At 41.7% G+C, this 25,864-nt stretch carries 26 protein-coding genes and 2 pseudogenes; 3 read left to right on the forward strand and 25 right to left on the reverse strand.

The annotated features are described in order from the left end of the window. Positions 1 to 91: 91 nt before the first annotated feature. The 6 genes from ACO05V_RS19395 to ACO05V_RS19420 form a co-directional block, all read right to left on the reverse strand. The gene (locus ACO05V_RS19395; RefSeq protein ID WP_421855537.1) at positions 92 to 706 is read right to left on the reverse strand and encodes a UPF0149 family protein; all 615 of its coding nucleotides are present in this window, start codon (positions 704 to 706) and stop codon (positions 92 to 94) included. Between the two features lie 73 nt (positions 707 to 779). Then, the gene (gene parE, locus ACO05V_RS19400; RefSeq protein WP_421855540.1) at positions 780 to 2,678 is read right to left on the reverse strand and encodes a DNA topoisomerase IV subunit B; all 1,899 of its coding nucleotides are present in this window, start codon (positions 2,676 to 2,678) and stop codon (positions 780 to 782) included. A gap of 132 nt (positions 2,679 to 2,810) precedes the next feature. Then, entirely contained in the window at positions 2,811 to 3,392 is a 582-nt protein-coding gene (locus ACO05V_RS19405) for a YqiA/YcfP family alpha/beta fold hydrolase (RefSeq protein WP_421855543.1), read from the reverse strand. 49 nt (positions 3,393 to 3,441) lie between these two features. Further along, entirely contained in the window at positions 3,442 to 3,924 is a 483-nt protein-coding gene (locus ACO05V_RS19410) for a DUF1249 domain-containing protein (protein WP_421855546.1), read from the reverse strand. After that, positions 3,921 to 4,901 carry an acetyltransferase gene (locus tag ACO05V_RS19415; protein ID WP_421855549.1) on the reverse strand — a complete coding sequence of 327 codons (981 nt, stop codon included), beginning with the start codon at positions 4,899 to 4,901 and terminating at the stop codon, positions 3,921 to 3,923. Before ACO05V_RS19415 ends, ACO05V_RS19410 begins: the two co-directional genes overlap by 4 nt. A gap of 4 nt (positions 4,902 to 4,905) precedes the next feature. Beyond that, the gene (locus tag ACO05V_RS19420) at positions 4,906 to 5,526 is read right to left on the reverse strand and encodes an NUDIX domain-containing protein (protein ID WP_421855552.1); all 621 of its coding nucleotides are present in this window, start codon (positions 5,524 to 5,526) and stop codon (positions 4,906 to 4,908) included. Between the two features lie 126 nt (positions 5,527 to 5,652). Here ACO05V_RS19420 and ACO05V_RS19425 point away from each other — a divergent pair, with 126 nt between their 5' ends. From ACO05V_RS19425 to pseF, 3 genes are all read left to right on the forward strand, one after another. Beyond that, positions 5,653 to 6,216, forward strand: a complete 564-nt coding sequence (locus ACO05V_RS19425) for a DNA-3-methyladenine glycosylase I (protein WP_421855555.1) — start codon at positions 5,653 to 5,655, stop codon at positions 6,214 to 6,216. Between the two features lie 207 nt (positions 6,217 to 6,423). Further along, complete coding sequence (gene pseC / locus ACO05V_RS19430; protein ID WP_421855558.1) at positions 6,424 to 7,608, forward strand: UDP-4-amino-4,6-dideoxy-N-acetyl-beta-L-altrosamine transaminase; 1,185 nt, start codon at positions 6,424 to 6,426, stop codon at positions 7,606 to 7,608. Further along, positions 7,605 to 8,345: a pseudaminic acid cytidylyltransferase gene (pseF, locus tag ACO05V_RS19435; protein WP_421855561.1), complete on the forward strand. Its 741-nt coding sequence runs from the start codon at positions 7,605 to 7,607 to the stop codon at positions 8,343 to 8,345. The genes pseC and pseF overlap by 4 nt, the downstream gene beginning before the upstream one ends. Here pseF and pseG read toward each other — a convergent pair. From pseG to flgJ, 19 genes and pseudogenes are all read right to left on the reverse strand, one after another. Next, positions 8,329 to 9,318 carry a UDP-2,4-diacetamido-2,4,6-trideoxy-beta-L-altropyranose hydrolase gene (gene pseG, locus ACO05V_RS19440; protein WP_421855564.1) on the reverse strand — a complete coding sequence of 330 codons (990 nt, stop codon included), beginning with the start codon at positions 9,316 to 9,318 and terminating at the stop codon, positions 8,329 to 8,331. The two genes, pseF and pseG, sit on opposite strands and share 17 nt — an antisense overlap. Next, complete coding sequence (gene pseI, locus ACO05V_RS19445) at positions 9,315 to 10,334, reverse strand: pseudaminic acid synthase (protein ID WP_421855567.1); 1,020 nt, start codon at positions 10,332 to 10,334, stop codon at positions 9,315 to 9,317. Before pseI ends, pseG begins: the two co-directional genes overlap by 4 nt. Before the next feature lie 2 nt (positions 10,335 to 10,336). After that, positions 10,337 to 12,445, reverse strand: coding sequence for a 6-hydroxymethylpterin diphosphokinase MptE-like protein (locus ACO05V_RS19450; protein ID WP_421855570.1), 2,109 nt, complete (start codon positions 12,443 to 12,445; stop codon positions 10,337 to 10,339). Further along, on the reverse strand, positions 12,435 to 12,731 hold the full coding sequence (locus ACO05V_RS19455) for a hypothetical protein (protein ID WP_421855573.1): 297 nt from the start codon (positions 12,729 to 12,731) through the stop codon (positions 12,435 to 12,437). The genes ACO05V_RS19450 and ACO05V_RS19455 overlap by 11 nt, the downstream gene beginning before the upstream one ends. Beyond that, entirely contained in the window at positions 12,724 to 13,164 is a 441-nt protein-coding gene (fliS, locus tag ACO05V_RS19460; protein WP_421855576.1) for a flagellar export chaperone FliS, read from the reverse strand. The genes ACO05V_RS19455 and fliS overlap by 8 nt, the downstream gene beginning before the upstream one ends. A gap of 43 nt (positions 13,165 to 13,207) precedes the next feature. Beyond that, positions 13,208 to 14,563 carry a flagellar filament capping protein FliD gene (gene fliD / locus ACO05V_RS19465; RefSeq protein ID WP_421855580.1) on the reverse strand — a complete coding sequence of 452 codons (1,356 nt, stop codon included), beginning with the start codon at positions 14,561 to 14,563 and terminating at the stop codon, positions 13,208 to 13,210. Between the two features lie 40 nt (positions 14,564 to 14,603). Then, on the reverse strand, positions 14,604 to 15,029 hold the full coding sequence (locus tag ACO05V_RS19470) for a flagellar protein FlaG (RefSeq protein ID WP_421855583.1): 426 nt from the start codon (positions 15,027 to 15,029) through the stop codon (positions 14,604 to 14,606). Positions 15,030 to 15,093: 64 nt separating this feature from the next. Continuing rightward, on the reverse strand, positions 15,094 to 16,194 hold the full coding sequence (locus ACO05V_RS19475) for a flagellin (protein ID WP_421855586.1): 1,101 nt from the start codon (positions 16,192 to 16,194) through the stop codon (positions 15,094 to 15,096). Between the two features lie 506 nt (positions 16,195 to 16,700). After that, positions 16,701 to 16,925: a hypothetical protein gene (locus tag ACO05V_RS19480; RefSeq protein WP_421855589.1), complete on the reverse strand. Its 225-nt coding sequence runs from the start codon at positions 16,923 to 16,925 to the stop codon at positions 16,701 to 16,703. Positions 16,926 to 17,134: 209 nt separating this feature from the next. Beyond that, on the reverse strand, positions 17,135 to 17,359 hold the full coding sequence (locus tag ACO05V_RS19485; RefSeq protein WP_421855592.1) for a hypothetical protein: 225 nt from the start codon (positions 17,357 to 17,359) through the stop codon (positions 17,135 to 17,137). After that, positions 17,352 to 17,576 (reverse strand): hypothetical protein, encoded by a 225-nt coding sequence (locus tag ACO05V_RS19490; protein WP_421855595.1) that lies wholly within the window; start codon positions 17,574 to 17,576, stop codon positions 17,352 to 17,354. Before ACO05V_RS19490 ends, ACO05V_RS19485 begins: the two co-directional genes overlap by 8 nt. A gap of 98 nt (positions 17,577 to 17,674) precedes the next feature. Continuing rightward, positions 17,675 to 17,935 carry a hypothetical protein gene (locus tag ACO05V_RS19495; RefSeq protein WP_421855598.1) on the reverse strand — a complete coding sequence of 87 codons (261 nt, stop codon included), beginning with the start codon at positions 17,933 to 17,935 and terminating at the stop codon, positions 17,675 to 17,677. Between the two features lie 182 nt (positions 17,936 to 18,117). Further along, positions 18,118 to 18,393: pseudogene (locus ACO05V_RS19500) on the reverse strand (flagellin); the annotation flags it as partial. A gap of 653 nt (positions 18,394 to 19,046) precedes the next feature. After that, positions 19,047 to 19,527, reverse strand: a pseudogene (locus tag ACO05V_RS19505) (flagellin); the annotation flags it as partial. A gap of 361 nt (positions 19,528 to 19,888) precedes the next feature. Further along, positions 19,889 to 20,404 carry an HD-GYP domain-containing protein gene (locus tag ACO05V_RS19510; protein ID WP_421855601.1) on the reverse strand — a complete coding sequence of 172 codons (516 nt, stop codon included), beginning with the start codon at positions 20,402 to 20,404 and terminating at the stop codon, positions 19,889 to 19,891. Positions 20,405 to 20,407: 3 nt separating this feature from the next. Beyond that, on the reverse strand, positions 20,408 to 21,385 hold the full coding sequence (locus ACO05V_RS19515) for an HD-GYP domain-containing protein (protein ID WP_421855604.1): 978 nt from the start codon (positions 21,383 to 21,385) through the stop codon (positions 20,408 to 20,410). A gap of 84 nt (positions 21,386 to 21,469) precedes the next feature. Further along, a complete protein-coding gene (flgL, locus tag ACO05V_RS19520; protein ID WP_421855607.1) occupies positions 21,470 to 22,780 on the reverse strand; it encodes a flagellar hook-associated protein FlgL in 1,311 nt (436 codons plus the stop codon). A 4-nt stretch (positions 22,781 to 22,784) separates the two neighbouring features. After that, positions 22,785 to 24,761 carry a flagellar hook-associated protein FlgK gene (gene flgK / locus ACO05V_RS19525; protein WP_421855611.1) on the reverse strand — a complete coding sequence of 659 codons (1,977 nt, stop codon included), beginning with the start codon at positions 24,759 to 24,761 and terminating at the stop codon, positions 22,785 to 22,787. Between the two features lie 110 nt (positions 24,762 to 24,871). Continuing rightward, positions 24,872 to 25,858 (reverse strand): flagellar assembly peptidoglycan hydrolase FlgJ, encoded by a 987-nt coding sequence (gene flgJ, locus ACO05V_RS19530; RefSeq protein ID WP_421855613.1) that lies wholly within the window; start codon positions 25,856 to 25,858, stop codon positions 24,872 to 24,874. Positions 25,859 to 25,864 lie beyond the last annotated feature (6 nt).

Consider the following 25,864-nt stretch of genomic DNA (forward strand, 5'->3'; position numbering starts at 1 on the left):
GAAAAAACCGTGATCTGATTAGATCACGGTTTTTTTATGTCCGCTTTTATAAGCAACTGGCCTATAAAGCAATTGCTATAAGTAATAAAAACTAATGCAATACGCGAGTTTCTTTGTTTTTTACACCCGCTTGCATTTCAGGGTGATAATGCTTCACCAAGCGTAATATTGATGGCTCTAAGGTTTCTCGCCAGAAAGTCACCTCTGCAGCTACCATGCTTTCAAGCTTTTCCCAACCCGCCTCCGTACCAAATAAACGCACTGGCGCTAAAACTTCGTCGAAAAACTCTCGATCTCCGCCGATTCCTAAACCAATCAGCTTGGCACCGCGAATAAAGCCGACACACCATTCTTCAACCAATATGCTGTATTCGCCATCGACTTCTTGCTCAAGGTAAACAGGATAAAAATCCCCAAACAATAAGCTGTTCATGGTTTCCATATACATGATAAGCACTAGGCTCAGGAACTCATCTTCTTGTTCGGTTGATTCCCAAACAGGCTGATCTTCGTCTGCGCCCCAAATGGCATTCAACCAAATATCTGGCTCTAACTCTTGCACAGAACAACCTAACGCCGTTAAAAAGCCATCTAACTCCGACACACACATCAGTGAACGATCTGTCCCGAACGTTAATAAATAGTGATCTATCTTTTCGTAAAGAACTTCTTCGCTGATGACATCATCGTCTTTTTCTTCAGACATTCATTCGTTTCCATTTAGTTGAGCTATACATATATTTTAGCTTGCCTTGGCAAAATTGATAAAGCATTGATTTTTAATCAATAATCGCCAAGTTGCCATAGGTTTCTAGCCAGCTTTTACGATCCCCTGCGCGTTTTTTCGACAGCAGTTTGTCTAGAAGCTCATTAGTATCCGGCTTGTCTTCCATGGTGAGCTGGATTAAACGGCGAGTATCTGGCGCCATAGTGGTTTCACGTAGTTGTGATGGGTTCATCTCACCCAAGCCTTTGAATCGCTGTACGTTTGGCGTACCACGTTTGTTTTCAGCAGCAATCTTGTGCAGGGTAATGTCTTTTTCTTCGTCATCTAGGGCGTAGTAAACTTCTTTACCGATATCAATTCGGTACAAAGGCGGCATGGCAACAAAGACATGTCCGCTGTTTACCAAGGCCGGAAAATGACGCACAAACAAGGCACATATCAACGTTGCGATGTGCAAACCATCCGAGTCAGCATCGGCCAAGATGCAAACCTTGCCATAACGTAAGCCACTCAAATCATCGTCACCCGGATCAACACCAAGCGCCACGGAAATATCATGAATCTCCTGAGAGCCAAGCACTTGGTTGGAGTCTACTTCCCACGTGTTTAATATCTTACCTCGCAGCGGCAAAATAGCTTGAAAGTCTTTCTCGCGGGCTTGCTTCGCAGAACCACCTGCAGAGTCCCCTTCCACGAGGAAAAGCTCGCTTCGAGAGGAATCTTGCCCAGAACAATCCGCTAATTTACCCGGCAATGCTGGACCTTGAGTCACTCGTTTGCGCACGACTTTTTTACTGTCTTTTAAGCGTTTTTGCGCGCTATTAATCACGATGTCAGCAATTTTTTTACCGTCTTCAACGTGTTTGTTCAACCAAAGACTAAAGGAATCTTTAACTGTTGCTGAAATAAAGGCAACGATTTGACGAGAAGACAAACGCTCTTTGGTTTGGCCTGAGAATTGTGGCTCTTGAATCTTGGCCGACAACACGTAGCTGCAACGATCCCACACATCTTCTGCGGTTAGCTTAACGCCGCGGGGCAAGATGTTGTGGAAGTCACAAAACTCTCGAATGGCCTCTAATAAGCCTGTTCGCAAACCATTGACATGCGTACCGCCTTGCGCTGTTGGGATCAAGTTGACATAACTTTCCGTTACCAACTCACCGCCTTCAGGCAACCACTGCACGGCCCAATCGACCCCTTGCGTTTTTTCCGTCAAACCGCCAATAAAAGGTTCATCCGGTAATAGTACAAAACCATCATTGGCCTGCGCTAAGTAGTCTTTTAAACCATCTTGGAAAAACCATTCTTCACGTGCTTCTTCGCTACCACTTTGATCAATAAAGACAACATGAAGGCCAGAACAAAGCACCGCTTTAGCTTTGAGAAGATGCTTTAGACGCGACAGAGAAAATTTAGGGCTGTCGAAATATTTTGTGTCCGCAGTGAATTTTACTTTCGTACCGGTATTTTTTTTGCCAACGGTACCGACTTCTTTCAGTTCTGAGGTTTTAAAACCGTGTTCAAAACCAATGTGATACTGAATACCATTACGTCTTACCCAGACTTCCAACGAAGTAGACAAGGCATTAACGACCGATACACCCACACCGTGCAAACCACCAGAAAACTGGTAGTTATCACCAGAGAATTTACCACCAGCGTGAAGCTTGGTCAGGATTAACTCAACACCTGATATTCCCTCTTCTGGGTGAATATCCACTGGCATGCCTCGGCCGTTGTCCTCTACGCTCAATGAACCGTCTTTGTATAAGATAACTTCAATACGATCCGCATGATTAGCCAAGGCCTCATCGACTGAGTTATCGATGACTTCTTGCGCTAGATGGTTTGGCCGTGAGGTGTCCGTATACATTCCAGGGCGTTTTTGTACAGGTTCTAAGCCACTAAGAACTTCTATCGATCCGGCGTTATATTCTTTTGCAGACATGCGTGTTTTTACTTCCAAGTTGATCGTGAAATACAGGATTCAAACACTGTATTACATGCAAGTGTAAATTAGATTGGCTAGAGTCTATCACTGGTTTTACTTAGTGTGAAATAGTCCAACAAAAGCAGTAGTTTACTCGGTTAATATTTCAGCAAAACGAAGAATTTCTGCGGAAAACCGTTCAAATTCAGTAAAACTGTGGTCGCCTTTTTCTTCATGAGTCAGTCTTGCTGTTTTGGGAAAAGCTTTAAGCGCTTCTTTATAGTCCAACACTTCATCGCCTTCTTGAATCATTAGCCAGTATAAATCGGCTGTCGGTTCTGTCACGACTAATTGCTCAAGTTCTAGCATATGTGCTTGGGTTAACTCGTATTCTTCATTGGTATAAGGGTTAAATTGCGGGCCAAGAAAGTCTTGTAGCAATACGGGAGCTTGTACCGCAGGATTCACCAAAATAGCCTTCAAACGGTACTTTTCAGCGAGATACGCCGCATAAAATCCTCCAAGAGAACTACCAATTAATGTAATGCCTTGCTGTTGGTTGGCTTCAATTATCGCTTCCAACTGTTTAATAGCTTGCGCTGGCTGCCAAGACAAACGTGGCGAAATCACTGCATCATGCAAGCCTATTTTTTCGGCTGCCTCACCTAACACCGTCGCTTTATGGGAACGTTCAGAGCTGTTAAAACCATGGATATACAATAAAGTTGTCAAAGGATCGCGTCTCTTTACTTAGGTTAAGCTATGCAGGCAAAAGTCAGGATCATGCAAACTGAAAAGACAGAGTATTATTCAGCCTATGGCCATGCTTCAAACACAGCTCTAACAAATCAGCCAGTTGCTGGTTTAAACGAAATTTCTCGTCTCGATGCAGCATGGCGTCATTCGGGTAAGGGTATGCGCCGCTGTATTGTCTATGACCATCGGTGATTTCAGCAATGCCGACGTCATGATATAAGCGCACCGTCATGGATAGCGTCGTCTTGAATAGCAGTTTCTTAGGAATTTCAGGGCCAAACTCTAATGCAATGTCAGAGGTAAAGCGACTTTCTTTGCCAAGTGTCAGCCGCAAACGGCTCTCTTGATCACCCGCACTATGAACGGAAAAATTCCAAGAATCCATCTCTTCTTGACCGCGCATAAGCTTACCGAGTCGGCGATAATTCAACTCGCCGAGCAGCTGCAAACTCACTAAATCTGGCACATATTGCTTCGATGTCTTCTGTGTTTTCATAGTATCTGTCATTCTTGTGACGTGTTTCCTTTTGAAAAATCTTGTTCTGAACCATCAACTGAAGCCTCTCTTAAGGCGACGAGTTGATGGTTCATGCGTGTATCTTTATCGTGCCAGTATAGATTAAACCAAGTAAAAAAGTGCTCTCTATCGCTGCCTGCGGCTTGATATTCTGGCGTTAACATCGTTTTTGGTATGGCAACTTCTCGCACCATGACCTTAACTTTTCCAATTCGCCCACAAAGCAAATCCCAACCGGTTACGGTCTTTTGTTCATACAAAACATTGATATCAGTAATGCTTTTAATGGTCTGCGGCATGGTTTGCAATATAAAACTGATACCACCCGCCTTTGGTTTAAGTAAACAATGATAAGGCGATGCCTGTTGTTGATGTTTCGCCTTGGTAAAGCGCGTGCCTTCCACAAAACTCATAATGGAGTTTGGCCGTTCCAGCAGACGCACACAAGAGCGCTTTGTCGTGGCTAAATCTTTTCCTGCTAATTTGGGATGCTTTTGAATTTGCCCTTTAGTATAGCGTTTCATAAAAGGAAACCCCATGATGTAAGCGGCCGACCCAACAAACGGTAACCAGATCAGAGCTTGCTTCATAAACACTCTTGGCAAAGGACGTCGACCTTTGAGCTGGGCAAAAATAACGAATACATCGACCCAAGATCTATGATTTGCAATAATCAGATGCCAATGATCAAAATCTGCTTTCATGGTGTCATCAAGTTCCCACCTTACACCTAAGATGTTTTGAAACCACCAGTCACAAGAAGCCACCCAGCCATCATACAAACGATTAAAACAGCGCTCTGCAAAATCTTCGTAACGGGTATTTTTTAACAACAATAAAGGCGCGACAAGATGAACCAACAAGGTCCAAAAAAGTACGTTGCCACACATAAAGACAAAAGAGATAAGCCCAATCATCGGCTGAAATAATGTTTTCTTATTAGTAAAAACAGCAGTGTCCAACTTCATAAACTTAAGCACACCAACGAGTTAGCAGATCACTTTTGTTTAACGCAAACCATTGCACGCCCATAATCGTACTGGCGTTTTCAATATCATGTTTTAACAAGGCAATGGCGTCATCCGAAGACATTAGGTGCAATTTTATGTCTTCATTCTCACTATCTAGGCCGTGAACTTTTGTCGTGTCGACTAGACTAGAATCAAACTCACCAGCATACATACGAATATACTCAACCAATCCACCCGGCGAAGGCGCAAATTTAAACATATATTCAAGGCGCTTTACCGCCACACCCGCTTCTTCTAGTGATTCCCGACGTGCCACATCTTCATCACTTTCGCCTTCTTCTACCATACCGGCGACTAACTCCAGCAACCAAGGTGATTCACTTTTAAGTACAGCGGGACGAAACTGTTCTATCAATAAAATCTTGTCTGCTAATGGATCAAACAACAATACGCAAACAGCATCACTGCGCACCATCATTTCTCGAGTCATAGGTTGACTCCATTCGCCGTTAAACTTCTTATGCTTCAAAGTCAGTTTACGCATCTCGAAAAAACCTTTATAAAGGCATTCATCTGCTAACACTTCAACATCTTTTTGGCTGTACGTCGGTTTAAACTTCATATTATCTCATCCTAAACAGGCCACTATTTGAAATAATGTCTGATATGATTAATTCGCGACTCTGGCTGTCACTGTTACAACAGCCATTATAACAAAAGTCGTGATTACAAATTTGGAGTGTCGTCAATGGAAAATATACGTTGCGCTTGGTGTTTAGGATCTCCCGAATACATTCATTATCATGATACAGGATGGGGAATCCCTATTTATGACGACCAAGCTTTATTTGAATGCATTGTACTAGAAAGTGCTCAAGCAGGTCTAAGCTGGATTACTATTTTACGAAAACGGGAAGGTTATCGAGCACTTTTTCATGGTTTTGATCCTATAAAGGTCGCTAACATGACCGAAGCTGACGTTGAACGGTTACTCGTCGATGAACGCATCGTCCGTCATCGCGCAAAAATAGAAGCCACTATTAATAACGCTAAAGCCTTTTTGAAAATTGCCGACGAGTTTGGCTCATTTAGCCAATATTACTGGGCATTTAGCGATAATAAAATCATTGATAACCCAATTAATAGCCACACAGAAGCGCCTGCTGTGACAGAGTTATCAACTCGTTTCGCCAAAGACTTAAAGAAAAGAGGCTTTAAATTTTTAGGGGCGACGACCTGTTATGCGTTTATGCAAGCAACAGGCATGGTAAATGATCACATCGCCGATTGCATAGCACGACAAAGCCAATAAATTGGGCCTTCAAGAGTCCATATTTACCATTTAGAATAGATCCTTGATTTCATTCATGTTTCACCTAAAGTGGTCGATAAAATAAAAAGACTGTTTGTACAACAACGATGCTCACAGAGCTTACTCAACATTCATTATTTGGTTTCATGAATAACAATCTAGTCGCAGCACACGTGCCGAGTGCGGTAGAGGGGGTTTTAACTTTAGATGACACACATTGACTTTATTCCTTATGGCCACCAATCTATTAGCGAAGATGATATCAACGCGGTTGTTGCTGCATTAAAGTCCGATTTCTTAACACAAGGACCAAGCGTCACGGCCTTTGAGCAAGCAATTGCGAAAAAGGTAAACTCACGCTATGCCGTTGCGGCAAATAATGCAACGTCAGCGTTACACCTTGCTTGTTTGGCTTTAGGTGTCGGAGAAAGCGACAGGGTTTGGACATCGCCCATTACCTATATAGCTTCCGCTAATTGCGCGCGATACTGTGGTGCTGATGTCGATTTTGTGGATATTGATCCACGAACCTACAATATGTGCCCAGAAAAACTAGCCGAAAAGCTTTATAAAGCCAAGCAAAGCAGAACCTTACCAAACGTGGTTATTCCAGTGCATTTTGCAGGTCAATCCTGCGACATGGAAGCCATTTATCGGCTATCAAAAGAATACGGCTTTCGTATTATTGAAGACGCTTCCCATGCTACTGGCGCAAAATATCAAGGTAATCATGTTGGCTGCGGCACATTCAGTGATATCTGTGTTTTCAGTTTTCATCCAGTCAAAATAATCACCTCTGCCGAAGGTGGCATGGCGATCACCAACGATGAACAACTGGCTAAACACATGAAAACACATTCTCAGCAAGGCATAACAAAGTCACCTGATGAGTTAACTCAAATACCGGGCGATTGGTATTACGAACAGCATACACTGGGCTTCAACTATCGCATGACAGAGTTACAGGCTGCATTGGGCTTATCACAGCTATCGCGATTAGACGATTTCATTACTGAGCGCCATCAGCAATTCGCACGATACAACGACCTTCTAAAAGACCTTCCTATTACCTTGCCGTTTCAGAAGGATGGGAGGAATTCATCTCTGCATCTTTTCCCGATATTGCTGCCAAAACATCATAAGGCATCACGAAAAGCCATTTTTGATGCATTACGCCAGGCTAATATCGGCACACAGATTCACTATATTCCTGTGCATACTCAGCCTTATTATCAAGCGTTAGGATTTAAAAAAGGCGATTTTCCCATTGCCGAGGATTATTACCAACGCACTCTAAGTTTGCCTTTATTTGTCGGGTTGACGCAAGAACAGCAACATCGAGTCGTTAACGTTCTTAGTCAAGCACTCGCTGATCATGGCGTCTTTGCATGACTCAATACATGACCACCAATACGACAACAGGTACAACACTGGACAAACCTTATCGAGTCGCAGTGATTCCAGCCCGCGGTGGCTCTCAGCGAATTCCTAGAAAAAACATTCGCTTGCTAGATGGTAAACCTTTGATCGCTTATTCCATCGAAACTGCGATTGCATCTGGCCTATTCGATCGCGTAATTGTGTCTACCGATGACATGGAAATTGCAGAAATCGCACGACAATTTGGCGCAGAAACGCCGTTTTTTCGCCCAGCTGATTTGGCCGATCACATGACAGGAACCACTCCGGTGATGCAACACGCGTTACGCCGTTTAATTGATGAGGGCAAAACGCCAAATCAAGCTTGTTTGATTTATGCCACTTGCCCAATGTTAACACCAGAAGATTTACAGCAAGGTTTGACACAGCTAGAAGACCAAAGCACGGTATTTTGTTTTTCTGCCACCACATTCGCTTTCCCGATTCAGCGAGCCCTTCACATCCAAGAAAACGGTGAATTAGCGCCTATGTTTCCTGAACATATTGGCAAGCGTTCACAAGATTTGGTGGAAGCGATTCACGATGCTGGGCAATTTTATTGGGCGAGTACTCAAGATTGGTTTGATGAAGAAATATTTGGCCCAAAATCCAAACCCTTATTGTTACCAAGACATAGAATTCAGGATTTAGACACAGAAGAAGATTGGCTGCGCTTAACGCAAATCATGAAGCTCAAAAATATGAGTTAATGGTTTCTGCTACACGATTCGCACCGTCACCATCAACCAAACTACGAGCCATTTTACGAGCATTTTCTTGCCACTCAAGATCTAACCAGCGGAGATTCACCTCTTCGACCAACTGTTCAATTCGATGCTGCCAAACTTCTTCCGGCACATTATCAAACCGAACAGAGCGACACCAATCTAGTGGAACATGTTGCTCTAAAGAGCGAGTTTGATTATCCGCCACTTGAGCAAAGACAGTCGGCACGCCCATGCAAGCCAACTCAAACAAGGTACCACCAGCGGCAGAAACTGCCATCTTGGCTTGCTTCATCAAAGGCGTGACATCCGACAAGCCTTGTTCAAAAGCGATGCTATTGTGTCGACAAGAGTTGATCACTTGAGCGGCATTTTTGGCATTAGCACCTAATAAAACTTGAATGTCTTTCGCAGGAAAGCCTGACGCCAACAAAGCGTTTAAAATAGGCAAGGTTAAGGCAAGCGGATCCGTTCCACCAAGTGTGATAAGTAGTTTCTGTGGTGGAATTTGACTTAATTGGAACTTTTGGAAAACAGGTCTAAGTAACGCATAGCGACTTCCCGTCAACGGGAATTCAATTTGCTTGGAATAATCTTGCTGCAAAGGATTGAGCAGCCATTTGGCGGGAAATTCGCCCCTATCGTTCATATCGTCCAACACCAACAGATTCGGCTGATGTTGATAAAGCTGAACAATATCATCGGCACTGTAGCCATAGTGATCTAATACCACTAGATCAGCTTGTCTCGCCAAAGCTAAAAATTCAGACTTGCATTCTTCTTCTGACTCACCGCCAATCAAGCAATCTTGCTGAGAAGCAAAGGCTTGATAACGGCGATCCACCACAAACTGACACTGCCAACCTAATTCTTGGAAAGCATGAATCAAGGCTTGGCAGCGAACTCTGTGCCCCATGCCAATCTCGACAGAAGCATCGGCTCGTACCAAGAGTTTCACGCCATCATATCCCAAGCCAGCGGCTGACCTTTTTGCGCATCCACCGCTAATGTTTTACCCAATACGTCCGGCCAATATTTAGGCGCAAGACCAAACGACGGACGAATGATTTTCAGGTGTTCTTCGGTCAATATAGTGCCAGCGGGTAAATCTACGGTCACATAAATAGAACGACGATATTTCTTCGCTGCTTGCTCGGCATCTGAACCACCATAAGTGACAGTGCCCAATGCCGCTTTTGCCGCACGACAAGCAACCACCAGCGCTTTCATTTCTTCAGGTTCCATTGAAAACTCAGCGTCCACACCACCAGCACTGCGATCCAACACAAAATGTTTTTCAATCACAGTGGCACCCAATGCGGTTGCAGCCACGGCCGCACCAATGCCTTGAGTATGATCAGACAGCCCAACAAGACAGCCAGTTTTCGCTGCCAAATCTGCCATGGTAACTAAGTTAGAGTCTTCTATTTTGGCAGGATAAGTGCTGGTACATTTGAGCAGGGTTAGCGGATTATCACCAATGGCTCTAATGGTCGCCACAGCTTCGGAGATTTCTTCTTCGCTTGCCATGCCAGTCGACATAATGATCGGCTTACCGGTTCGCGCCACCGCTTGAATCAACGGAATATCTGTCATCTCGAAGGACGCGACTTTATACAAAGGCACATCGATGGATTCTAAAAACGCCACAGCACTTAAATCGAATGGCGAACTAAACGCCACCAAGCCCAAAGACTCGGCTAACTCGAACAGCGGCTTATGCCATTCCCAAGGTGTTGAGGCTTTTTTATAAAGATCATAAAGGTTAGAACCGCGCCACAAACTGTCATTTTCCGACACCATAAATTCACCATGGCGAACGTCTAACGTCATGGTGTCTGGCGTGTATGTCTGCAGCTTAATCGCATCCACGCCAGCGTCTGCCGCTGAGTGAATCATGGCTTTGGCGAGCTCAAAATCTTGGTCATGGTTACCCGATAACTCAGCAATAATAAAAGGCGTTTGCTCGAACATAATTAACCATTATAAAAAGTGATAAGGTGATCATTACCTTGATCCACATACTCTGACGCTTGCTGGAGCATGCTTGGCATTTCTTCAAGAAATTCACACCAAGGCGTAAATAAATGACGGGCACGAGCCACGGTTTCTGCTTCGTTTTCAAACTTAAATAGAAATTGCACAATTAAGAAAGCGGAATACGTGAAAGAGCCAATCAATAGGTCATGAATGTGTCGATAAACACTGCCTCGTAAAAAGTAAATTTCGCGATGATAGGACCAAAGTAAATTACAAACATCTTCCCGTGTTTTGATCGTATCATCCCAACCGCTTTGAAGGGTTTTACTAATTTTCAAAAAATCATCAATGGAAATTAAGCTGTCTGATGTTTGTTGCAAAACTGCCATAGGTGGCTCAGTAAAAAAAGCATTCTCTAACAAATCGATGACTTTTTTGTGGTCAATTTCAGGGTCAGTAATAAGAACATCTTCAATTAAAAGAGGCGTCACACCTTCAATTTTCGCCACATCAGACAAGTTAAAGCTTTCAAAATTACGGCGTTTTTTCAAAGAACGTATAAGTGACTCAAGTTGCACCCTAGAGGTGTCCATTATGCCGGTTGCATAAACGGTACCGCCAAAGTTACCTTCTCGCTCTACCAGTTTTGCTTCGTGGAAAGTCTGAAAGCCTGTTTCTTTGCCATCTTTATAATAACCACTGTGTACAGAGTGATGAGTATTTTTGTCTTTAAATCCATTATCAACACCTAAGAAATACACATTGTTAAGGCCGAATAAATGCACATAAGACAAAGCTAAGTTAGCAACAACAGGGTTACAGTAATTTAACTGCACATAGTTTTTCTCGTCACCTTGATCGCGCGCATGAGACAAAATTAATGAGGTTATTGCTTCACCAGGCTTTAAGCCCATTCCGGAGCGATCAAAATAATCAAAATATTCAGGGTGCATAACATCAACACTAAGCCCCCAAATCCCTTTCAGATAATCTTTGTCTAAAAACAAAAATTTATCGACCGTCTGCTTCATCCGCTCAATATCAACATGAATATCGGGAACAATTCCTAGCTTACTGAGCGTGTTAATGGTCGAACCACATGAAATCAACAGAACTTGCCCACGAATGTCTTTGATCAACTCAATCCCTTGATCAAGTGAAGGGCCGTTACCCAGAATAAAAACAGGAACGTTGGTCACCCATTTAGGCAATATCTCACGCCCTTGAAAATGGGCAACTTTCGTCTTGGGAAGTGACCTTAAACCTTGTGCAATACCAATTAAAGCATCGTCAAAAAATCCCCAGCCCATGACTTGGCGGGAATAATGTTTTTTAAAATAGTCTAAGGCTTTATTATTTTCTGGGCTTTTGTAGCCCATGAACAAATAGGTTTCTGGAGCCAAGAAATAACCGTTCTCTTGTAACTGAAGAAGGTAAATGTCTGTAAATTCATCAGGCTCAATACCTAAGAAAAAATGGACAGTTCGGCCATCTCGATTAAATTTCTCTAGTATCTCTGCCCAATCTATCGCGTATAAAGAATAGTGGAAAAAATCTAAGTCACTTTCGTATAAATACAGATGTTTTATTTCTCTATTGTTTAACAGCAATTCCAGTTGGTAACCAAACTCTATACCAAAAACAATGGCCGCACCGACAAATTCAGGCCATTTGTCTTGTTGCGTTAAACCGACAGACTGAACTTCGACTTCATCGAGGATCTTGTTGCTGTAAAAAACATGGCGGCTTTCATTATTAACAGAGCGTTCTAGATTAAGAATGGTTTTAGCAGGTTTAGAAAGCGCATAGTCAACCTTATCTTTAGCTTGAGCTCTAGGGTCTTTTGAAAATAGAGGAACGCCAATATCTTCTCTAAAGACATTCATGTCGCCCGATTCTTCCATGTATACATAACGCTTTTTAGGACTATAGCCCTTAAGCTCGTCATAAATATGCGGCATGATCTGAGAAAAAGTCGTCATATTTTTAATATAACGATCCGTCAACTCTTGGTCTTTTTCTCTTAATCTTGCGACACCTTCTTTGAATGTAGCGAGAAATTCCTCAGCATGCCTAATATTGGAGCCACTGTCTTCATTCTGCATGCTTCACGCCTTTATATTTGCTAACACTCTTACGAACTTTGATGGATTGGAATAACTGATCTTGCATTGCTTTGTGAGTATTTTTAACTATCTGGGTTGCTGATTGATGTATTGTGATAAAAGCTTTTAATTTCTCATTCGCTAAGGAATTTTTTTTTTCAGGCTCTAAAGAAAAAATAAAGTCGTTGTGTTCCGAACACAAACGCTGAATTTCATCTAAATCTTCTAGTGATACTGCTTTTTCTAACGCATCAGTTAACAAGGTCAACTGGTCTAGATCAAGCATTAACGGCCCCAGCTGTGACATCACTTGCGCCACTATAAGCTTGCTGCTTATCAGCCTCTGTGATTTGATCCCAGGCGCCTTTGATCTGTAAAATCAAACCAATCACTTGATCGATAACAGCACAATCTTTAGACACACTGGCTTCATTGATACGCATGATCATGTAATCATACAAACCATCTAAATTATCAACAAGCTCAGGATTAACGTCACGGTCTAATGCGTCTCTTAGTGCATTAATGATTTCAATTGCGCGAGTAAAAGCAGCGCCTTTTCCAGCCCAATCCGCACGTTCAATACACCCTTTACCTAATGCTAAACGCTCTAAAGCACCTTGCATTAATAACTGTATGACTCTATGAGGATCTGCCGAGGCTAAGTCGGATTTAATAGAGTCCTTTTTATAGGCCTGAATCCCTTTTTTCCCGTACATAAAACAACCTCATTATATTTACAAAAACGACAACGTCGTCATATTACAATTTATTCAGCATTGAGTTGAGATAATCACCTTGAGCATTCATGTTCGCAAGTTGCGTATCCAAATTTGTGAACTTGCTGCGCAAAGATGCTTCATACTTCTCCATGCGGGCTTCGTAGTCAGAAAGTGACTCTTCTGTACTACTTATCGACTTAGATACAGAATCCTTTAGGCTACTATTCATTCCTCTTGGGCCTGCATAACTATCCAGCAAGTTATCAAGAGACTTTGCTAGTCCATTATCTCCAACAAACAAAGAGGCCACACCGTCGAAATCTGTTTCTACAGCACGATTAAATTTGTCACCGTCATAAGAAAGTGTTCCGTTATCGAGAAGCTCAACACCAACATCGAAGATAGAAGTAAAAGGACTGCCAGGACCAGCGTGGTTAGACATTAAGTCACCTGCCAAAGAGGTACTTAAGTTTCGAATCATACTATTGCCATTTAACACAGCACCTTTGGCGGTATTCTGCTTAAAAACAGCAATTAGATCATTGTAAGAATTAACAAAGCCTTGAATATTTTCTTCGACTTTTTCTTTATTGTAGGTCACTTCAACTTTGGCAGGTTCTTTTGATACGTCTAATGCTTTTATAGAAAGTCCCGCAATGGCGTCATCAAAGTCATTAGAGTCACTACGTACAGAGATGCCATCAACCGTAATAAATGCATCTTGCGCTTCACCACCTTCTGGCACGCTCAAACCAGGGAAAAAACCACCCAGTGCAGCACTGTCCAAAGTAAGGTTACTACTATCAATCTTGAGTGTATTTCCAGCACCTGTTTTGGTTGATGTAATGGTAAAAAACATATGTCCTTCGCCATCATCAACTAAGTTCGCAGATACACCAAAATCTTTTCCTGCAGAATTTATCTGCTCACGAAGTTTAGATAATGTCGTTTTTGGCTTCACATCAAGCTCAAGTTTTTGATCGCCCGCTGTTAATGTGAGCTTACCTCCAGAGGAAGTAACCACCTCATCTCGAGAAGAAAAGGACGTTATATCGGAAACTAGACGGCTACCTTTCGCCAATTGATTGACTTGAATGGAGTATTTATCTGTGGAAGCCGTTTTATCAGGAGTAACAGTGAAAGATTCTTTGCCGTTTTTTTGCTCAACTACCGCGTTACGACCAGAAAAAAGTTCATCATCGTTTAAGTTTTTTACAAAGGTTTTAAAATTATCTATCGCAGAACCCACTGAACCAAGAGCAGACAGCTCTGCTTCGTAGCCAGCTAGTTTATCTTCATATAATTTTACTTTTGTATCTCTTCTGGCACTAACCATCTTACTTACTAGAGACTCAAGATCCATACCGGATCCAGCACCTAATGAGCCAATAGCCATACAAAATCTCCTAGTATAAACACCTTACATTTACGATAAGTCACACTTCACTATTAACTAATGTTCCTTTCACTTCGCTTAGCTGACTCATGATAGCATCAATTCGCTCCGAAATTTTAAGGAACTCTTCCGTCGGCATTTGGCGAACCACATCACCCGTTGTCTGATCTAACACTTTTACAATGCTTTTGCTGCGATCTTCCGTCATTTCAAATGACAATTGAACATTTAATTGAGACATTTTTCGATTTGCGTTCTCAATTTTTTCAGGTTCAACTTTAGGTGAATGAGTAAAACTCTGGTTATTAGAGTTCTTATTATCCGCTTTATTGCTATCGGCTGAATTTTGAATAGCTTTAGCATTTGCTTCACGCAATGCTCTGAATTGCTCCCCTGTGCGCTGATCTTGTCTAGTTGCAACGACTCCTACAGACTGCTTTGAAAAATCACTAGAATTAATTGACATATAACTAGTCCTCTAAATGAGACAAAAGCTGGAACAAGGCTCCAGCTTTCCGTTACCACTAATTTTAGCCCAAAAGCGACAACGCAGTTTGTGGACGTTGATTTGCTTGCGCCAAGATAGATGAACTTGCTTGTTGAAGAATTTGAGAGCTTGTTAGTTTAGCAGTTTCTTCAGCAAAGTCAGCATCACGTACACGAGAACGTGCAGCCGATACGTTTTCTTGAATATTACTTAAGTTACTAATGCTTGAACCCAAACGGTTTTGAATTGCACCCAATTCCGCACGTTTAGAACCAACAGCAGAAATCATATTATCAACAATGTTGATCATACTTTGTGCATTAGCCATAGTCGTAACAGATGGAGTACCAAAACCTTGCTCTGTGTCACCAAAGCTGCTACTTCTGCTTGCTGGTGGCTGAGGCACTGCAGGTGCATTCGGATCTACATAAACTTCACCATTTTCTTCTGCTGCCGCCATTGCTTCAGCTTCTGGGTCTACATATTCATCACCATTAGCTTCTGCTTCTGCTCTAGCTTGTGCTTTAGCAGCGTCTTTCTGAACAAAGTAATCATTGTATGCAGCAATATCTTCTTGGTACTTAGCTTCTTCAGCCGCATTAGAAGACAGACCCGCCATAGTGAAGCCGCCATTGCTTGCATAATCTTGGTTATCACCTTTACTCAAATCAAAACTGATTGTTTGATTCGCATCAGCACCTACTTGGTACACACCATTGTAACTGCCATCAAGCAAAGCACGTCCACCGAAGGTTGTATCAGAAGCGACACGGTCAATCTCAGTAGACAAGGCGCTGATTTCTTGCTGAAGCGCTTTACGGTCATCATCAGAGTTTGATCCGTTTGCAGACTGAATAGACAGAGTACGCATACGTTGCAACATGTTAGTCGTTTCGTCCAACGCACCTTCCGCAGTTTGCGCTACAGAAATACCGTCATTGGCGTTACGAACAGCCTGATTCAAACCATTAACCTGAGATGTCAAACGGTTAGAAACCTGTAGGCCAGCAGCATCATCGGCTGCACTGTTAATACGCAAACCAGAAGACAAACGCTGGAAAGACGTATCTAAGGTTTTCCCTGAATTCATCAGCTGACGCTGCGCACTTAAAGATGAAATATTCGTATTTACATATAAAGCCATTATAGCCTCCTAGGTTTCATGTAATCCTGCAAAAAAAGCAGTTCGTATAAGGTTTTCGACAAGGTTTTGAAAACCTTTAGTCAATTTCGGAAATTTTTTTCCCAACATCGGAAAAAAAACACCCATCAGGCGGCACAAATCTGCCTAATTCATTGTTTTAAAAACAATTATTTTTTAAAACAAAAAACGTTTTTCCTTTAAAAAAGTTAAAAAAAAACGCCTTTTCTCTTTAAAAATCTTTCACTTAACTTACAAACACTAAAAACAACCCAAAAAAACACATCCAAACAAGTATTGCAGTACTAAGTGGCAAAGCATCGCCATCACTTACTACCTATTGCCACTTTCGGCCACCCTTTCTTATTGAGAAGGCACAAAAAAACAACGCCTTAAAATTTGCGTAAAAGCATCGTTTTAAGAACACAAGCGGCCGCCGTTCAACTAGAAAGTCACTGGAATTCTGGACGACAGAAGGTCGCAGCAAATTATTGTCACTTATGACATCGCTACTCATTCAGAACCCTCCGTCCATTCGTATCAGAAAAATACGAGCAAGCATGACGCAAGCTGAAAGCCTGAAAACTCAAATAGAAAAGACCAAGCGTGAAAGAACGCGGCACGACACTCCGCTTCAAAAAGACAAGCAACTGCCGGCCAGTTAGAAAACCAGAGAAATACCGAACGACAGAAGGTCGCAACAAATCATCGTCGCTTATGACATCGCTATTCATTGAGAACCCTCCGTCCATTCGTATCAGAAAAATACGAGCAAGCATGACGCAAGCTGAAAGCCTGAAAATGAGGACCAAAAAGACCAAGCGTGAAAGAACGCGGCACGACACTCCGCTTCAAAAAGACAAGCAAGTGCCACCCAGTTAGAGAACCAGAGAAATGCCGGACGACAGAAGGTCGCAACAAATTATTGTCGCTTATGACATCGCTATTCATTCAGAACCCTCCGTCCATTCGGATCAGAAAAATACGAGCAAGCACGACGCAAGCTGAAAGCCTGAAAACTCAAATAGAAAAGACCAAGCGTGAAAGAACGCGGCACGACACTCCGCTTCAAAAAGACATGCAACTGCCAGCCAGCTAGAAAACCAGAGAAATACCGAACGACAGAAGGTCGCAACAAATCATCGTCGCTTATGACATCGCTATTCATTCAGAACCCTCCGTCCATTCATATCAGAAAAATACGAGCAAGCATGACGCAAGCTAAGAGCCTGAAAATGAGGACCAAAAAGACCAAGCGTGAAAGAACGCGGCACGACACTCCGCTTCAAAAAGACAAGTAACTGCCGGCCAGCTAGAAAACCAGAGAAATACCGAACGACAGAAGGTCGCAACAAATCATCGTCGCTTATGACATCGCTATTCATTAAGAACCCTCCTCCAGTCGTGTAAACCAGAAGGATGAGACCCAAAGCAATACCAGCTAAAAGTATAAAAGCCAGAACAGACAAGGCTTGGCATGAAGCTAGATACCAAAAGAAGTCGCCTTAAAAAGACAAGCAAACCTCGCTCGACAAAAATAGCTGCCAACCCATACAATCTTTGCGGTTCTATTCGGATACAGATATCCCCCACCAAGCATTTCGTAAATATTCAATACACCAGAAAAATCATCTAAAAAAGAATGTATTAGCTCTTTTTCAACATCATTCCCTGCCTTATCAAAAGCTAATCTCAAAGTCAGTCTAATGGCGCTTTGACTGTCTTTGGCATAAGCCTTAAACACAATTACCTGTTCAAAAAACCGCTAAAAACACGATAAAACTCATTATTTAGGCAAAAAAAAGCCGGGTGAAAAATCACCCGGCTGAAAAGGCACCTCTAGGAGAGAGAAGTAGCCTATATTCCGAGAAGAACTCGAATCTTTAATTGAAGCCTCATATTAGAGAGGCCTCAAAGTCTAGCGTATTAATTTCCCAATAAAGCCAAAGCCGCTTGAGGTCTTTGATTGGCTTGCGCCAAGATAGTAGAACTGGCTTGCTGGATGATTTGCGAACTTGTCAATGAAGCAGTTTCAGCAGCGTAATCGGCATCTCGTACACGAGAGCGAGCAGCAGCAACGTTTTCAGAAATACTAGACAAGTTATTCACCGTTGAACTAAAACGGTTTTGTACCGCACCTAATTCCGCTCGCTTAGAGTCAACCGCTTGAATCATGGTATCCAGCATAGCAATCATACTTTGCGAGTTCTTGACATCAGTGATCGAAACGGTATCAGCAGTAATCAATGGCTTGCCGTATTTTTTCTCGGCCTCTATAACCGTTCCGTCTGGCTGAGTCACAGATCCATCTGGATGATTAATAGTCCCATCTGGTTGCTCAAGGGATCCGTCAGGATGAATAATACGACCATCAGGAAATGAAATACTGCCATCCGGATGTGCTGTCGTGCCATCCGCCTTTAGAATAGTACCGTCTTCATTAAGAACATCTTCTTTTGGCGTGCCATCTTCATTAATTGGCGTACCATTCTCATCAATCAATACACCATTGGCGTTAATCGGACGGTCCTGGTCATCAATAAGAACATTGCTCTCATTAACTCGTTTTCCTTCTTCGTTAACCAACTCACCATTTTCATTAATCAGAATGTCATTTTCATTGACACGCTGACCTTCTTCATTAATCAATTCACCATTTTCATCGATTAAATGGCCTTGTTCGTTAATTGAGTCACCATACTGATTAACAAAACCGCCTTCCTCAGTAGGAATAATCTGTACAGGTTCTTTTTTAGGTTCTTCTGGTTCTACATAAGGAACGCCAGAAGTCAGACCTGAAATAGTAAAGCCACCATTACCTGCAAGGTTAATAGAATTATTTATGCCACCAAACTCCATTGAAAAACTAATGGTTTGGTTTGCATCAGCACCCACTTGGAAAATACCTTGATAGCTCCCATCAAGCAGGCTTCGACCACCAAATGTGGTGATGTCTGCAATTCGGTTGATCTCTTGAGCTAGTTGCCCCATTTCTTGTTGAAGTGCGATACGGTCTTCATCAGCGTTCGAACCGTTTGCTGACTGAATTGACAAAGTACGCATACGTTGAAGCATATTTGTCGTTTCTTCTAAGGCACCTTCTGCCGTCTGAGCAAGTGAAATACCATCGCTTGCATTTCGTACAGACTGATTCAAACCGTTAATCTGAGAGGTTAATCGGTTGGAAATTTGTAGACCAGCAGCATCGTCACCCGCACTGTTAATACGAAGACCTGAAGACAATCTTTGATAAGCGGTATCAAGTACTTTACCGCTGCTTGTTAACTGACGCTGAGCATTCAGCGATGACACATTTGTGTTTACATATAAAGCCATTTTCTTCTCTCCTAAGAATTTTAACCGTAAGACAACCCTCTGATTTAATTTATTTTTTGGGGTTTTTGTCTCTTATTAAAGTTATCGACACAAGAGTGGCAACCTTTAATATTTTTTGTACTTTTTTATGCTTTTTTTATTTTGTTATAAGCGCAAAAAAACGTACAAACGGTTATCGAACAAAGGGGAGATAACTTTAGAATTAAAGTTAAAGAATCAGTAAAAAACCTTACATTTAGTAAAAACCGGGCCAAAAAAAGGCGGCACTCATGAAGAATGCCGCCTTTAAAAAAATCAAAATAAACTACAAAAGAAATAACAGAACATTAGTACGTTGCAGACATTAGTCGACTGAGAAGAATTACGAAATGTGATTAATGAATTGCAGCCCTAAGACTTCTGGATCCACTTCTTTTTCAATCACCACTTCTGTGCGGAGATTGGCAGATTTGTTTAATTCAATATCCGACGCCTCAATAAACGCCTTGTTCGTTACGCTATACACTTGGCGAACTAAAGAAGGCTTAAAAGATTTATTAAGGGTTAATACAAAACCAACACGGCCATTGGACAAAGAAACACAAGAACCAACAGGAATACTACCAATACTCTTTAAAAACACAGCCAATAATTGCTTGTCAAACGCCAAACCTGATTCTTTTAGCATTTGCCGATAAGCTTTAATTGGTCCCATTGAAGGTTTATGGGATTGCTCAGATGTCATTGCATCATAAGCATCAATTATCGCAGCGATTTTCCCATACACAGAGATTTCTTGATCTTGCTTGCCTTCTGGATAACCTGAACCATCTACTTTTTCATGGTGATCAGACAACATCTGATAAACCGCTCTGGGAACATTCTCGCATTTTTGCAAGATTTATTCTCCAAACTTTATGTGTTTGCGAAATAGATCAAACTCAGCGTCTGTCATTTTCGTTGTTTTTGTCACCATGGCCATTGGCAAACGAAAACGCCCTAAATCGAACAACAAAGCACCGAGGGCAATAACTTCAACATAAGCATTAGACAACTTCATAGCTTTAGCAAAATGAATACCAAGAACAGCCATCCCCATTGCATGCTGCTCCAAATAAATAGACGCATCTTTTATATGCCGAATAGCCATTAGTGAAAAATTATTACGCGTATGAGATTCAACCAATCGACGACAGAACTTCATGAGTTCAAACATGTCCAATTGTTCGCCCCGTTTAAAACGTTCAACTTGTGCCGATAATAGAGCATGACCATCTTTGAAAAGCTTAAAAGCCGTTATTGTTTCATCATCAAATGAAGTGGGAATAAACCTGGTTTCCAGTGCTTTCTTTAACGCAGCTTCCGCCTTTAAGGCTTGGAAATTTGTATCTACTGGCGTAGTCGGAATTTTAGCAACACTATCATTGCCATTAGTGTTGCTATTATTTTTATCAGATCGAGTTTTATGACTAAGAATATACTCTCTCGTCTGATCATTTAATTCTTGTCTAAAATAGCGGAATAGGCTTTGCTTTTTGGCATGCTTACTGCGTAACTCTTTTGTGGTAAAACCAGGATTCAGTTTTTTTACACTTACAACCGATCGACCAGATGCAATCGACATACACAAAAGAAGAAGTCGTTCCTCTGAATCGTACAAACGTTCACGCCGACTATTAAGTAATTTATCATCTGAGAAAAACGGATCATAAGGAAGGAATGGAGAATCCAGAGTAGGACGGAGTTCATCAAACGCTACTTGGCGCATAGCAATGCCAACTAAACGATCTTTTCTGCCATGAGTTTTTATAATGCTTTGAACTCTTTTACAGCCAATAACTTCTTTTTTTATGCCTAATATACCGAGTATTTCTTCCATGTCGAAATACCCAACATTGATATCAGCCCCAAAACAGGACTCCAGTTTAAATGCTGACATCTTGCATACCTTTTACCTTAGAAATTACATCTGATTAAATAAAGACAAATTACTCATACGAGAAAATACTTTTTGCGATGCACTAAGCGCAGATTCTTTCATGGACAACTCTGTCGCAGCAGCTCCCATATCCAATTCACCTTCTCGACTTTGAGCAACCGTATTGGATAATTGATTAGCAGAGCTGAAATCTTCTCGATCTTTAATCATATTGAGTCTTGCCCCAATTTCAGATCGACCTTCGCCAACTCTTTGCTGAGCATTGTTAATACTGTAAGTCGCACTAAAAAAAGCAGCTTCTCGCTCTTCATAGGTGGTATTCACATCCGTCAAAACCGCTAACGAGTCTTTAATTTGATTAAGGACGTTATCTTTCTCAGGTTTTTTAAGAGTAATATCAACAGCAGCACCTGGCTCGCCCTCTAATATAAAGGACATTCCCGAAAAAACAATTGGCTTACCAATAGTATAAGAGCCAGACTCTACCTCTTCACCTTTACTATTCGTAATAACATAATTTGCTGGCATGCCAGTAAACTGATGGTAGTTATCCAGTTTTTCATCTGTATCATTATTAGTATTATCCGCATTTTTAGCGTCAGGCGCAGGCCCTTCACCTTCAGGGTAAAAGGTTCTAAGTTGATACTTATTCAACTCTGGGCGTTCAGGATCATAGTTCTTTGCCATAAACGCATCTAAATCGGCCTGATCTTGGATCTTATCTGTCATTAAGACATTGCCAGCAACGATCTTTGCGTTAAAGGTGTGATTCGTCCAAATATCTTGAAACAAGGCTTTACCAGAGTTAGAAACAGGAATCTTTAAATCTTCAGATATTTGAGCGTATTTCTGCCCTTCATTCCCCGACCAACGATAACGTCCATCACTTCCCAATACAAAAGCAGGACTTTGTGTATCTGTGCCGGCGAAAATATAGCTACCATCGGCATTTTTCGAATTCATTAAATCTGCCATAGATTCTGTAATTAAAGAAATCTCATGAGCAATCGCATTAATATCCGCTTGGGTATTAATATCATTTTGGGCCTGTATGAACAGAGTTCTAGCCGTATCTAAAAAATCATTCATGCTCTCTAGAGCAACTTCTTGATAATCCAAGCTCCCAGTGGCCATTTTCATAGCCTCGTCATATTGTCTTAACGTTTGGTTTTTACCGTCATACAATAAAATTTGACTGGCCCCAACAGGGTCATCACTTGGTTTTAATATATTAGTTTGCGCACCAATCTTGCTTTGAACATCAAGGATTTTTTCATTGGCTTGACCAATGGACTTGCTTGCTTGGCCGTAAATTAAATTATTCGTTACACGCATAAACTTACCTCATAATCCCAAGCAATGTCTCAAACGTTGTTCGAGCAGCCGTTACTACTTGAGCTGAAGCGGAATAAGATTGTTGATACTTCAAAAGATTGACAGCTTCCTCATCAAGACTAACCGCAGACAATCTATCCCGACGAGCGACACTTTCATCCATTACAATTTTACTGGCATCGGCATGACCTTCTATTTCGGCCGTTTTACTACCAACATAAGAAATAAAACCAGAAAAAGATTTCATCAAAGTGGCTTTGCCTGCGACAAGAGATTTATTCTGCAAGTCTGCCAATGCAAGACCATTGAAGTTATCAGACACACCTAAGTTATCGGTGCTCATCGTAAACACATCACCGCGATGCGGCTTAGACGAGACTGATACATCAAAACCCGCCTCATCAGACAAACCGGCTTGCTCTAGCAATTTCGTATACTGAGTGACATTACTCACTGACGCAATTTCAACACCAGATGCATCACGAACCACATAGGAACTCGGTGATGTGAAATAAATATCATGCGGCGCACTTGGGTAAAGCGTCCCTTCAGCTGAAAAAGCAGAGGATTCTGGGTTTGTGTTGGTCACCGATGTCAGTGATATTTTCGCATCTGATAAATTGTCAGAACTCGTGTTCACCGCAATAGGCGTACTCAATGCTAACGCCTCGCCATTCTTCGCGAACAAAGACAAGCCAGCAGCAGCACCTTCTGTTGGCGTAAAGCGAAAAATATCGTCACTATCGATTTCATTAAGATTCGCAAGACGAAGATCAATACCAAGCTCATCAATTTTAAAATAGCCGTCACTGTCTTTGGCTAACATACTAGGATCAAACGTAATGGATTTCTCAGTTGATTTACCGTTTACATCAAATTTCTTAATAGAAAAATGATTGTCATCTGTTCTAGTTAATTCATAAGTATCTTTGGTAATTTTAGCCGATTGCCCATCAGTCACTCTGACAGAGATATTTTTGGTCTTATGAATATTATCAGCGCTTGAGTAAACATTGATTTTCCCCAAGGAAAATAAATCCTTGCCAGATTCACCGTTAGCATCAATCCCTTTTTTATTCTGGGTGTTCATGGCATCGGCCAATGCAATCGCATGCTGACCCAAGGTTCTATCAGCATACACACTAAATTCGGACCGATAGTCAATCAAGCCACCAACACTTCCGCCTAGTCCCTCTGTTTTCAATCCAACGTCATAGTCACCAAAGCTTACAACCAAATCAATTTTTTTTGGCTGTAATGGATCAGGTCTAACGACTAGCTCGGTAGGATGTTGATCCATTACCAAAGGCTGACCATTAGCCAATTGAATTGTCATTAAACCTTTATCATTAAATTGAGCATTAATATCTAGGTATTTAGATAGGTCTTTCGCTAAAAGCTCTTGTTGGTCACGAAGCTCATTAGCCGGAGAAATAGATAAACCTTCTTGTTGCAGAATCTGTCCATTCAACTTAGAAATTTTCGCGGTAATTGCGTTTACGTCTTCCAGAGAAGAAGCTAACTGTTCATCAACCAAGCCTTCTTGGTCGCTCACCACACCAGACAACACATGATATTGCTGCACAAGGTTTTGAAGACTAGAGTGAGCCAACTGTCTTAATGAAGCAGAAGTTGGATCATTATTAACTGTTTGCAAGGCATCAAAAGATTTATTGAGATAAGTATTCAAAGAAATACTGTCTTCGGCCAATAAATTGTCCGAAGTCGATATCATTGACTGGTAAGCATCATAATAAGAAAACGTCGACGTATCTGAGCGCATCTGAGCACTAACGAAGTTATCAACAAGACGAGACGTATCGCGAAGAACAACGCCGCCAACAGGCGAACTAGTGGTATCGGTTCTTTGACGGCTATAGCCCTCGGTATCCACATTGGATGTATTCTGCCCTGTGGTATTAATACGGGCATTACTAGACTGAAGTCCAGACAAACCAATTGAATATAAACTTGAGCCCATAGCTCACACCCCTAGTACGTTTTCAAAAGTAACCATTAGATCTTTTTTCGCTCTAATCACTACTTATGCAAAAACTTTACCAAAACTGAGAGATTGGGGAATTTAAATTTTTACAACCGTTGAAACCACTTACTAGAAAGGATGTTATCGATTTTGTCAGAGTACTTAGGATCCGTTGCATAGCCGCCTTTTTGCAAAGAAGCGGCAAACATTGACGCGTCATCTCCTGCTTCAAGGGCATCTTTATACCGCTCGCTGGTAGACAAAAAATCAGCATAATCTTCAAAGCTTTGTGAAAAAGAATCATAAGCACGAAATGCCGCTTTTTCACGTTTTGCCACGCCATCTCGAAACTCCAAAGTATTCACAACTGCTCGATCTCCTTGCCAGCGATTATCAGCCTTAATACCAAATAAATTGAAGCTTGCTGCGCCATCTTCCTTAGCAATAGGATACTTTCCCCAACCAGTTTCAAGCGCCGCTTGTGCCAATATCGCTTTCGGATTAACACCTAATTTTTCTGCTGCTCGCTGGGCATGAGGCCAAAGATTTTCAACAAACTCATCCGGAGAGTTAAAGACAACAGAAACAGCCGATGGCGCAGAAGCCCCCTCGGTTGCAGAAAGATTTTGTGCTTTTTGCTCAGCCTCCTGCTGAACCGATTGAATAAATTCGGCGGATGCACGATGAGCTAAAGCTTGAATTCTTACCAAGTCTTGTTTTGCCACTTGATTAAGGAAGTCGGTGTCACCTCGCTGCTTTGCTTCAGGAGAACTGACAAGACCTTGTTGCTGAGTTTGATATTGACGAATAAGCGCTTCGGATAATCCTATGCCACCTGATTTTGCCATACTCTGAGACATCTGAGAGTCCATCATCTCTTGGTATTGCTTGGTTTGAGCACTAGAAAAAAGGCCACTTCCAATTGCTTCATTTGTACTACGCATGTTTTTCAATAACATATTAATAAAGATGGATTCAAATTGCTGAGCAACATCTTTTAATGCGGCATCAGGGTCTTTTTGGGCTTTAGTTTTCAAAGCTGTTAACGTCGAAAAATCAGCAAAAAAATCTTGCTTTGGTGGCACTGAATTCATAGAAAA

It is taken from the genome of Marinomonas sp. (genome assembly GCF_965225885.1).
GTDB lineage: Bacteria > Pseudomonadota > Gammaproteobacteria > Pseudomonadales > Marinomonadaceae > Marinomonas.